Source organism: Rahnella sp. CG8, from assembly GCF_023701875.1.
Lineage (GTDB): Bacteria > Pseudomonadota > Gammaproteobacteria > Enterobacterales > Enterobacteriaceae > Rahnella > Rahnella aceris.
The window spans coordinates 347782-361224 of record NZ_JABAED010000002.1 but is presented as its reverse complement, the minus strand read 5'-3'; the positions used below and the strand labels follow the sequence as shown (position 1 = coordinate 361224).

2 protein-coding genes are annotated in these 13443 nt (G+C 59.5%); both read left to right on the top strand.

Translation table 11 applies throughout. The annotated features are described in order from the left end of the window. Positions 1-192: hypothetical protein (locus HGO41_RS03475; RefSeq protein ID WP_250980767.1), on the top strand; the 192-nt coding region annotated here is incomplete at its 5' end. Continuing rightward, a complete protein-coding gene (locus tag HGO41_RS03470; protein ID WP_250980766.1) occupies positions 141-13334 on the top strand; it encodes an Ig-like domain-containing protein in 13194 nt (4397 codons plus the stop codon). The genes HGO41_RS03475 and HGO41_RS03470, both read left to right, overlap by 52 nt. The last annotated feature ends 109 nt before the right edge of the window (positions 13335-13443 follow it).

Below are 13443 nucleotides of genomic sequence, written 5' to 3'. Positions count from 1 at the left end.
GTGGTGGTGGCGGTGGCGGCAGCAGTAATAACGGTGGCAGCGACGGCGGCGGAAACACTGACGGTGGGAATACCGGTGGCGGGAATACTGGTGGCGGAAACACCGGTGGCGGAAACACCGGCCAGACCGCAACGTTATCGCTGGGCGCATTTGCCGGTGACAACACCCTTAACGCCACGGAATCGCGTTTAGCACAAATCTTTTCAGGCACCGCAAGTAACGTGGCCGCAGGCGAGACCATTACCCTGACCATCAACGGTAAAACCTACACCAGTACCGTAGGCGCTGACGGCAAATGGAACATCAATCTGCCGACGGTAGATTTACAAAATCTGGCAGATGGTACTTACGTGGTGTCCGTCACTGTCACCGGCACTGATGGCAAATCGGTTACTCAGGGGATCACCGTTGTCGTGGATAAAACCCCGCCGGTGGTCTCGCTCGATCCTGTCGCCAGTGACAACATTCTTGACGCCGTTGAGCATCAGCAACCGCTGACGGTGACCGGCACAGCTTCTGTCTCTGAAGCCGGGCGCACACTGGTCGTTACCCTCAATGGCACGCAATACAACACGACGGTCGGTGCTGATGGCACCTGGTCGGTGACAATACCCGCCAGCACGGTTTCCGCGCTGGCTGAAGGCAATTATACACTGACCGCGTCACTGACCGATGCCGCAGGAAACTCGACCACTACGCCGGAAAGTTTCGTTATCAGCGACAGCGCCGGTATTTTGATGGTCAACCCGATCTCAGGTGATGGTCAGCTCAATGCCAGTGAAGCGCAAAGCGCGCTGGTGATCACCGGTACCACATCCAATGTCCCTGCGGGCACGCAGATCACGGTGACAATCGGCGGCGTGGCATATCAGACCACAACAACAGCGGAGGGGGGCTGGAACCTGAGTCTTTCTCCTGCCCGGTTGCAGGCGCTGACTGATGGCCCGACGACCGTAACCGTCAGCCTGGTCGATAGTCAGGGCAATACCATCAGTCAGACGACAGATCTGAATGTTGCTATCCATGGCGTTCCGCCGACGCTTGATCCGGCTTTCGGCGGTGACAATACGCTCAATGGCAGTGAATCCATCACCAGCCAGACATTGACGGGGAACACGGGTCTCACCGGCGATGGTCAGACCGTGACTGTCACCCTTGGTGGCCAGCAAATTACCGGCACGGTTACGCCAGACGGTATCTTCACCGTGACGGTTCCGCCTTCAGTACTCGGTAACCTGCCGCAGGGCAGCAATAATATCGTGGTCACCGTGACGGACCCGGCGGGCAACCACAACACCATTACCACGCCAGTCAGCATCGATACTGTCGCCCCAACCCTTGCTATCAATTCGCTGGCGGGCGACGGCCAAATCAGTCTGGCCGAAGCTGCAGGTGCACTGACCTTGTCAGGTACTGCCTCAGCAGCAGATGCAGGCAGAACGGTTACCATCACCATTGACGGCCAGACATTTACCGCCGTTGTCGGTGATGACGGCGCATGGAGCACACAAATCCCGGCTGGCACGCTGACTGGTCTGAACGGTGATTTCCCGATCAGCGCCACCCTGACCGACGCTGCGGGCAACACCACCACCAGCACCAGCCCGCTGCATGTTGCTGCCGATTCCACTCTTCAGCCGGGCATTTCAGTGAATGCATTTGGCGGCGATGACGCCGTTGACGGCGCGGAAGTCCAGACGGCACAGGTGCTGAGCGGTTCCACAACCCGCGTCGAAGCGGGTCAGATCGTCACGATTACGTTCAACGGCAATACCTATGAAGCCACGGTTCAGACCAGCGGCAACTGGAGTGTGATTATTCCGGCGGCCGATATGGTCACGCTGACCGACGGTACCCAAACCCTCAATGTCAGCGTGTCTGATAAAGCCGGTAACCCGGCGACCGGCACTGATACTTTCGAGGTTGATACCTCTCAGAACGGTATTGCGATTGACCCGGTAACGGGTGATAACGTCATCAACGCAGTGGAAACTGCAAACGGCATTGAAATCAGTGGTACCACTCTGGGGGTAGCGGAAAACGCCATAGTCACCGTGCAATTCGGCTCGCTGTTTAAAACAGCCACGGTAGGGGCGAATGGCAGATGGTTCATGCTGTTAAGCACGGGCGAGATCGAGGACATTCAAGGAAGCAATCCAGATCTCAACAGCATTTCTGCCACTGTCGAAGGGCCTGGTGGAATAATTTTATCGAACAGTATTAATATCGGTATTGATAACACCAATCCTCTTCCCACTCTCAATACCCCGTTTGGCGATAGTCTGCTCAATGCGACTGAAGCCGCCGCCGGGCAGACTCTCAGCGGTACCACCGGAAAATCGGGTGATGGTCAAACCGTCACCGTCACATTAGGCGGGAAAACCTATAACGCGACTGTGGCCGCAGACGGCAACTGGTCAGTTCAGGTTCCGGCAGCAGATTTGCAGGCGCTGCCACAGGGCAATGTGGCGATTGCCGTCACTGCCACTGACGGCGCTGGCAATACCGCCACGTTAAGCAGTAACGCTACGGCTGATTTCACCGCGCCGCTTCTGACTGTTAACCCGGTTTCCGGCGACGGATACATCAACGCCTCTGAAGCGGCTGAGGGGGTGACGATCACCGGAACTGCCTCGATTTCGGAAGCCGGACGCACCGTCACCGTCACCCTCAACGGTGAAACCTATACCGGCATTGTGCAGCCAAACGGCCAGTGGAATGTTGCCGTGCCAGCCACCGCATTCAATGGTGTGGCAGACGGCAGCTATCCGGTGAGCGTCCAGTTGTCCGATGCGGCGGGCAACAGCACAACGGTTAACTCCGGCGTGCAGCTTGCAGCCGATGCGGCGAACGGCCCGACCATCACCGTTAATACCTTTGCGGGTAATAATGTGCTGGATGGAGCAGAACAACAAACCGCGCAGCAGCTCAGCGGTTCAACCTCCCGTGTTGAAGCGGGTCAGACAGTCCTGATCCTGCTGAATGGCCATTCTTATACGGCAGTGGTACAGCCAAGCGGAAGCTGGAGCGTCAGCGTTCCGGCGGCGGATCTGGCGACCATCGCCAACGGCACCACACAAATTAGCGTGTCAGTGGCGGATAAAGCGGGAAATGTGGCGACAGGCAGCGAAACCCTGATCGTCAACAACCTGCTCAGCGGGCTGGCGGTGAATCCGGTGGCGGGCGATAACCAGCTCAATGCCGGTGAAGCCGCCGCAGGAATTACCCTCAGCGGCACCTCCAGCAATGTGCCGGTAAATGGCGTGGTGACCATCACGCTGAACGGTAAAATTTATACGGCAACCGTCGGCACGGGCGGTGCCTGGAGTGCGCAGATCCCGGCAGCCGATCTGGCGCTGCTCAGTGACGGCACTAACACCGTGAAAGTCAGCGCGACTGATGCGGCAGGCAATCCGGTGTCCGGCAGCAGTGACTTCGGTGTGATCATCCATTCCCTCCCTGACGCGACACTCAACACGCCGTTTGGCGATACGCAGCTCAATGCCAGTGAAGCGGCAGCAGGCCAGACACTGACCGGCAGCACCGGGGTCAGCGGCGACGGACAGACTGTCATCGTCACCGTCGGCGGGACAGATTACACCGCCACGGTGGATGCCAGCGGGAACTGGAGCGCCACCGTCCCTGCCGGAGATTTGCAAACCCTTCCTCAGGGACCTGGGGCGGTGCTGGTGGCCGTCACGGATGCGGCAGGCAATACCAGCAATCTCAGTACGCCGGTAACTATTGATACCGTCGCGCCAGTAGTCACCATCACCACACCGGTCGCGGGCGACGGCACCATCAATGCCGCAGAAGCCGGGGCGATTATTCCGGTCAGCGGCACGGCAGGAGCGGGTGAGGCGGGCGATACCGTCACCATCAGCATTGGCGGACACACTTATACCGGCACTGTGGCAGCAGGCGGCGGCTGGACAGTCAACATTCCGGCCGATGCGCTGGCAAACGTGGCGAACGGCACCTATACCCTGACCGCCACGGTGACCGATGCCGCCGGTAACGCAGGCACCGCAACCGCACCGGTCACTGTGACGGCGGATCCGGCATTGCTGCCGACAATCGACATTGACCTCTTTGCCGGAGACGGCACCCTCGACGGCGCGGAACGTATGAACCCGCAAACCGTCAGCGGAACGACCACCCATGTGGAAGCCGGACAAATCGTCACCGTGACCATCGGCGGCATTGATTATCAGGCTACAGTCCTGGCCAGCGGTGCATGGAGCGTCAGCGTACCGGCTGCCACCTTGCAGACCCTGCAAAATGGCGCGGCAACCATTGAGGTTTCTGTCGCCGATAAAGCCGGTAATCCGGCGAACAACAGCGAAGACTTCACCGTTAACAGCGCGCTGGGCGGTGTGACCATCAATCCGATCACCGGCGATAACAAAATCGACGCTACGGAAGCGGCTGCGGGTTTTGATATCAGCGGTAAAACCGCCAACGTGCCGGAAGGAACGCCGGTAACCGTTAAACTGGGTACGGTGACCTACACCACGCAGACCGATGCTGACGGTAACTGGACAGTTAACGTTCCGGCGTCTGACGTTGCCAGTCTGGCGGATGGCACCAGTCATGTGATTGCCTCGACTGTCACCACGGATCAGGGGCCGGTGACCACCACCCAGGATTTGGGCATCTACGCCACATTGCCGGAGCCAACGCTCAACACCCCGTTTGGCGATGGTTTGCTGAGCAGCGCGGAAGCCGCCACCGATCAGACACTGACCGGTAAAACCGGACTGACCGGCGACGGTCAGACGGTGACGGTTACCCTTGACGGCGTCCCTTATACCGGCACGGTTGCCACTGACGGTAGCTGGACCGTGACCATTCCTGCCGCGGATTTGCAGGGCCTCGGTGAAGGCACGAAGACCATCACTGTTGATGTGACAGACGCGGCGGGTAACACCGCAACCTTACCGGGTTCCGTGAATGTGGACTTCACACCGCCTCCGCTGACGCTGGATAACGTGGCGACGGACAATGTGATTAACGCTGCCGAAGCTGGCGCACCGATCACCCTCAGCGGGACCAGTGATCCGGCCGATGCAGGACAGTCAGTGACACTGACCTTTAACGGACAAACCTATACCGCAGAGGTGCAACCAGACGGTAGCTGGAGCACCACCATTCCGGCGAATACCCTCAACGGTCTGGCGGATGGCAGCTATCCGCTGACCACCACACTGACGGATGCAGCGGGTAATACCACCACTTTGCCACCGGTCAATATCGGGATCGCGACCAATAACGTCCCTGTGCCGGACATTGATACACCGTTTGGCGATACCTATCTCAACCTGACCGAGTCCGGCCAGTCGCAAACCATCACCGGCAGCATTGGTGCGACGGCTGACGGCCAGACGGTCGTGGTTTCCTTAGGCGGTGAAGACTATCCGGCGACGCTGAACCCGAACGGCACCTGGAGTGTCACGATTCCGGCGGCTGATTTAGGGGCGCTGGACAATGGCAGTCTGCCGCTGAGCGTGACGGTCACGGACGCCGCCGGTAACACTGGCACCACCAGCTCGCAAATCACGGTTGATCGCACGGCGCCGGTTCTCAGTATTAATGACGTGGCGACCGACAACATCATCAACGCGGCTGAGTCCCTGCAACCGGTGGTGATCAGCGGTACGGCCGGTCTGGACGATACCGGACGTACGGTGTCTGTAGTGCTGAGTTTCAACAACGTCAGCTACACGGCAACCGTGCAGCCCGATGGCACCTGGAGCTTCACGCTGCCAAGTACCGTCGTGCAGTCGCTGACGGATACCACTTATACGCTGACCGCCACGATCACCGATGCGGCAGGCAACAGCACGACAGCCACGCAGACCTTCAGTGTGGATGCGAATGTCGCTAATTTGCCGACGCTGACGATTACAGCCGTGTCCGGCGATGATTACATTAATGCGGCGGAGAAAGGCGCGGATATTCCGATCACCGGGACATCCACCAATCTTGAAGTCGGGCAGACGGTGGTGGTGAGCTTTAACGGCAAAAACTACAACGCCGTCGTCGGTGCGAATGGCAACTGGACGGCAACCGTGCCGCTGGCTGATCTGGGCACCTTGTCTGACGGACCGGTTACCGTTACAGCGACCGCCAGCGATGTGGCGGGTAACCCGGCATCCGCATCGCACAACGCCACTGTTATCACCCAGCCGGGCGACCTGCCAACCCTGACCATCAACGCCATTTCCGGCGATGATTACATCAATAGCACTGAACACAATCAGGGCATGATCGTGAGCGGAACCTCCACGCATGTGCCCGTGGGCGGTACGGTGACCGTGGTCATTACCGGCGAAAACTACACGGCGACCTATACCGCTACCGTGCAGGCTGACGGGAGCTGGAGCTTCCCGATGACGGCGGCGCAGGTTCAGGCGATGCCCGCCGGGAACAATACCTTCACAGCAACAGCGGATGATGTGGCGCAAAACGTAGCAACCAGCACGCATGATGTCACGGTTGATACAACTCCTCCGCTGCTGACTGTCGTGGTGGATACCGGCGGTGACGGCATCATCAATCTGGCCGAAGCCGCGCTGGGTGTGCCGGTGAGCGGGACGACGGATCCTAATCTGACGGTCAAAGTGACCTTCAATGGTAAGGATTACCTGACCACGGCCAACGATCAGGGAGTCTGGTCGCTGACCCTGCCGGGCGTTGATGTGCAGGCACTCGCCACCGATGGCAGCAAAACCCTCGGCGTGAGCGTCAGTGATGCGGCCGGTAACATTGTGACTGCTTCAGGCAGTTTCACGCTGGCAACCCATTCGCTGCCAACCCTGACCGTCGGTGCTATTGCAGGCGACGGCGTGCTGAATATTGCTGAAGCCGCCGCAGGGTTTACCCTGAGCGGTACCAGTACCGGGCTGGTTGCGGGCACCACGGTGCTGGTCACTATTCCGGGGCTGGCGGATCCGATCACCGGTACCGTGAACGGCCTCGGAACAGGCTGGACAGCCGTCGTGGCACCGGGTCTGCTTAGCGGGCTGGACAACGGGCCGGTTCAGGTCAGCGTCTCCGCGACGGATACGGCGCTTAACCCGGCGTCTTCCAGTGCCAGTCTGAATGTGGTGCTGACCCAACCGGGTGTGCCAACCATTAATACGCCGTTTACCGATGGCGTGCTGAATGCCGCTGAAGCGGGCGCAACCCAGCTGATTACCGGCACCACCGGCATTACCGGCGCAGGCCAGACCGTGACGGTGACGATAGATGGCACGACGGTCACCGCGACCGTCGGCGCGGATGGCAACTGGACCGCCACCGTCCCTGCTTCTGTCTTGCAGGGGCTGACAGATGACACACACACTATTTCGGTGACGGCAACCGACAGTGCAGGAAACCCGAGCAGCGCAGCCGGTACCCTTGATTTCACGTCGGTAACGCAAATCCTGCCGCAGGCCGGAATCAATACACCGTTCGGTGATGGTGTGCTGAATCTGGATGAAGCGACGGCGGGTGGCACCATTACCGGGACGACCGGTATCACCTCGCCGGGTCAGACGGTTACCGTCGTGATTAACGGTAATGCGGTGCCGGTGGTGGTGGATTCTGCTGCCGGAACCTGGAGTGTCACTCTGACACCCGCGCAGTTGCTGGGCTTGCAGGATGGCACCTGGCCGGTCGTCGTGACCGTGACCGACAGCGCGGGTAACATCTCGCCGCTGACGACGTCGGTTGACGTACAAATCAACAACGTCCCGGCACCGGCAATCAATCTGCCGTTTGGTGACGGTACGCTAAATATTGCCGAATCCATTGATGTTAACGGGCAAACCCTTACCGGTACCACCGGCGTAACCGGAGCCGGGCAAACCGTCAGCGTGGCGATCGCGGGCATGACCGGCAGCCCGTTTACGGCAACGGTCGACCCGGACACCGGCAACTGGAGCCTTAACCTGACATCAGCGCAGCTCACTTCCCTTGGCACCGCGACGGCGTCACATCTGATTACCGTCACGGCCACCGACAGCGCGGGTAACCATACTGATGCGACACTGGCCTTCACCTCCTATCTGTCTGCCCCTGTGCCGGTTATCGACCCGCCATTTGGCGACGGCAATCTGAATATCACGGAAGCGGCTGATGTGAACGTGATTACCGGTAATACCGGCATCACCGGCAACAATCAGAACGTTAAACTGACCATTGATGTGAATGGCATTACCTATAACGCGACCGTCGATCCGCTGACCGGCGACTGGTCGGTAAGTCTGCCTGCAGGCGTGCTGAACTCTCTGGGCAGTGGTTCGCATGACATTAACGTCACCGTGACAGATGCCGCAGGCAACAGTACGCCTGCGACGTTGCCATTCACCAGCTATCTCACCGCGCCGGATGTCACCATCAACACGCCGTTTGGCGATGGTTATCTGAGCGCTGCGGAAGCCGCCACACCGCTAACCCTGACCGGGACGACGGGGATTACAGGGGCGGGGCAAACCGTGGTGGTCACTATTGCCGGAATACCTCTTCCGGGTGTCACGGTGGATGCGGACGGTAACTGGACGGTGCCTGTGACGGCGGGCGAAATCGCCGATCTGCCGCAGGGCGCACAGCAAATCTCCGTGACGGTCACGGACGGCGGCGGCAACACCGGTTCGGCCTCGGCTGACGTTGGCATTGCCGTAACCCAACTGCCAGCCGTAGCAGTAACGTCCTTTGCCGGTGCCGGTTTTGATCTGACCTACGCCGAGAGCCAGAGCACGCAAACCATCACCGGTACAACGGTGAATGTACAGGCGGGACAGCAGGTGACGGTCACTGTCGGCAGCATCAGCCATCAGGCAACGGTGCTGGGCGATGGCTCATGGAGTGTGACGCTGACACCGGCTGAGCTGGCTACGCTGAACAGCGCGGACACCATCACCGCTTCTGTCAATGATCTGGCGGGTAACACGGCAAACCTGCTGGCGCCACAGGCCATCACGGTCAACCTGACGCCGCCAACATTCGCCATCACCATTGATCCGGTCACCGGTGACAACATCATTAACGTGGCGGATGGCAATCCGGCGAACATTACTCTTTCCGGTAAAACAGTGAATGTGCCGGATGGCACATTGGTCAACATCACCGTGGGAGGTGTTCCGCATCTGGCGACAGTCACTGCGGGAAACTGGTCTGTGGCTGTTTCTGCCACTGAATTTGTGAATGGCACGACCACCACGGTGACCGCATCAACGCTCATTCCGTTGACCAATGCTACACAAAGCGTGCTGGTGGATACCACCGCACCGACCCTGACTATCAGCGCCTTTACCGGCGACGATATTCTGAATAATACCGAGTCGAAATCCGCGCAACTGATTTCAGGGACGGCGGATACCAGCGAGGTGGGCCGGGTGGTTACGGTCACGCTGAATGGCAAAACTTACAGCGGCACCGTGCAGACAGGCGGTACCTGGTCAGTCAGCGTGCCAGCGGCCGATTTGCAGGCATTGCCACAAGGCACTGGCGCAACTAACGTGATCTCCGCCACCCTGACGGACGCGGCAGGCAACGTGGGGACGGCGGTTCCGCATACGGTGAACGTCGATACGTCTGCGCCGTTGCTGGCGCTTGATGCGGTGGCCGGTAACAACGTCATCAATCTGGCGGAATCACTGCTCAACGTACTGGTGGGCGGGACCTCCAGCGGCGCGGACGGTCAGACCGTCAACGTCACACTGGGCGGTGCATCAATCGGTACGGCGGTTATCCAGCCGGGCGGGGCATGGTCGCTCAACCTGACACCTGAACAACTGATTTTACTCAACGATGGCACCCTGACACTGGCGGCCTCCGTGACCGATGCGGCGGGTAACACCACCAGCGTCAGCACCGGTCTGGATATCTTCTTTAACAAACTGCTTAATCTGAATGTCACCAGCGGGCTGGGGCTGACAGATGGTTTCCTCAATCTGGCGGAATCGCAGGTAGCGCAAACCCTCAGCGGAACGGCGATTGGTGCGGGCGTGGGTTCAGTGGTGTCGACGGTTATCAACGGCACGCCGCTCTCGGCGATTGTCGGGGCTAACGGTGCGTGGTCACTGAACATTCCGGCGGCCTTGCTCGGTGCGCTGGGTGAAGGTCAGCAGGTGCTCAACCTGAACCTCACCGATGCGGCAGGGAATGTGAAAGCGTCTGTGCTGAATCTGGACGTCATTAAAACGCTTCCGGTTCTGGGCGATCTGGATCCTCTGTTTGGTGGTAACGGTCTGCTGAATGCGGCGGAATCTCTGCTGGCACAAACCATTGGCGGCGTCGCGACAGCGGTTGACGGCACTCTGGTGACCGTGACGCTTGGCGGTAAAACCTACAACACTACCGTGACGGCGGGTACCTGGGATCTGCAGATCCAGCCGGGTGATCTGGGCGCGTTGCTGGATGGCAACCTGAATCTGGGCATCACCCTGACTGACCCGGCAGGTAACTCGTCTGCAACGAATATTCCGGTGGGGATTGCGATCCACAATCTGCCACAGGTGGTGCTCGACACCGTGTTTGGCGACGGCGTGCTGAATATCGCCGATCTGCTGGTGAATCAGACCATCAGCGGCACTGTTTCTAATGTGGCGGCGGGTACTGCCATTGCGGTGCAGGTCGGTACACAAACCATTAATGGCGTAGTGGATGCGACCGGGCATTTCCTGGTCACCGTTCCGCCGTCTGTTCTCGGCTTACTGAGTGGCACGACCGCAGCAGTCAGCGTGACGGTAGCGGATGCGGCAGGCAACGTCGGCAGTGCTGTGGCGAACGCGGTGCTGGATCTGGTCCAACCGGTCATTAACCTCACCTCGGTACTGGGCGACGGCTTGCTGAATGCGGCTGACGCGCTGACGACCCAGGTGATTGGCGGTACGGTCACCGGTGTGGCGACGGGTACGCAGGTACAGGTCACGCTGGGCGGGAAAACCTTCCTCGGGGCGACCGATGCCAGCGGTGCATTCAGCATCACCCTGCAACCGGGTGACCTGAACGCGCTGGGGGATGGCACCTTCACGGTCGGGGTTTCTGTGACCGACAGTGTAGGCAATACCGCCACTACCAGCGGAACGCTGAACGCTATTATCAATGCGGTACCGAAAATTGTGCTGGATCCGGTCTTTGGTGCTGACGGTATTCTTAACGCCGCTGAAGCGTTGCTGACTCAAACCATCAGCGGTACGGTCACCAACGGCCAGGTCGGGGAAATCGTCAATATCAATGTCGGCGGCGGTCTGATTAACCTGACCGCTACCGTAGACAGCGACGGCAAATTCTCAGCGTCGCTGACGCCGCTGCAATTATCCGGCCTGCTTGACGGTAACCTCACCCTCGTCGCCTCAGTCACCGATGCGGTGGGTAACACGACCTCAAGTACCGTGGGCCTGAATGTCGGTATTAACAATCTGCCGTCGATTGTGCTTAACCCGCTGTTTGGCGATGGCGTGCTGAATGTGGTTGACCTGCTGACCGGACAAACCATCAGCGGTGTCGCGACCAACGTGGCGCAGGGCACGCAGGTGCAGGTTTCCCTGAATGGCAAAAATTATCTGGCGACGGTCGGTGCGGGCGGTGTCTTCAGTGTCACCGTGCCGGTGACCGATCTGACCGCCATCCTCAACGGCACGCAGTCGGTGGTCGCCAGCCTGACGGACGGATCCGGTAACGCGGCGTCGGTCACCGGCCTGCTGAGTGTGGTATCGCAGTCACTGCCAACCATCACGCTGAATCCGCTGTTTGGCGATGGTCTGCTGAACGCGGCAGATGCGCTGCTGACCCAAACCATCAGCGGTACCACGACTAACGCGCAGGGCTCAACGGTGACCCTGAACGTGGGCGGAAATACCCTGACGGCGCTGGTGAAAGCCGACGGCACCTTCAGTGTGGCGATTCCGCAGCTCACTCTGGCGGGCTTGCTTGACGGTACGCTGAACGTCGGTGCCTCAGTGACCAACGCCGCCGGTAACGCCGTCAGCGGCAGTGCTACAGCAACGGTGGGGATCCATACCTTGCCGACGCTGCTGGTCAATACCTTGTTTGGCGGAGACCAGTATCTCAATGCTGCAGAAGCCGGTGCGAATACCAATATTACCGGTACATCTAATCTGCTCAACGGCACGGTATCTGTCACGGTGGGCACCGTTACACACACCGGTACTGTCACTAATGGCGTCTGGAGCGTGCCGTTCACCTCTGCTGAATTGCAAGGACTGGCGGACGGTTCCACACAGGTCTCCGTGGTGGTGAGAGACAGTGTGGGTAACACCGCGACGTCTTCCAACCTGCTGAACGTCCTGACACATGATCTGCCGCTGGTGGCGCTGAATCCGGTTCTCGGGCTGACGCTCGGTCTGGTGAGCAATATCCTCGGGGGGCAGGGGCTGACGCTGAGCGGCACCAGCCGCAATATCGCGCAGGGCGGTCTGGTCAGCGTAACCCTGCTGGGGAATACGCTGGCGGGTACCGTGCAGGCAGACGGTTCGTGGACGGTGAAATTCAGCAGTGCGCTGCTGAGCAGCTACGGACTGGTGGGCCTGCTGTCGGCATTACTGGGATCGATTGTTGAACTGAAAGCCGTCGATGCCGCCGGTAACGGATTTGATGCCCATGTCGGGCTGACTGTCGGTTCATCATTACCGCCAGAAACCGCCACGCTGATGGCGACCTCTCTGTCTGCCGAAGATACCGACACGCATACGCTGGCCGCCAGTGTGGTAGCCGATTCTACGACCACTTCTACATCGGAACCCACAGACACCACGCACGCCACCAGCACACTGGTCTCGTCGCTGGCGACTACGGAGTCTACTGCCACCACGACATCAGAAACCACCGCGCATGCTGATACTGCCTTCTCGATTGGCGGAGTCACTATCGATCTGACGGCAACGGACGGTGTCGCACTGGGTGGCACCGGCGATGACGTGATTGCAGTTCACACGCTGGACTTCGGTCTGATCGACGGCGGTACCGGTGTCGATACCTTGCTGCTGGCGGGCACCAATCAGCATCTGGATCTGACCCTGCTCGGGCTGAAAGTTGAGCATATCGACATCTTCGATTTGGGCAATTCCGGCACCAACAGTATCTCGCTGAACCTGCATGAGGCGCTGAGCGTGAAGGATAACCCGACCGATGAAGTGATCATCAAAGGCGGCGAGGGCAGTCTGGTGAATCTGCACATCGGCACTGACGGTGCGTGGAACGAAACCGGGCAACGCACGGTGGATGGCCTGACGTTCGACGTTTACCACAATACCTCAATAGAAGCCTCTAATACGCTGGGAGACGTTCTGGTGCAGCACGGTCTGCACGTTCAGCAAAGTTGATGCAGTGCGCCTCCCCCTGCGAAGGGGGAGGCGGGGAGGGGGTTTGCAAACGACTGCGCCCACCCAACCCTCCTCTTTGCAGGGGAGGGAGCAGTACCAAAAATATAAA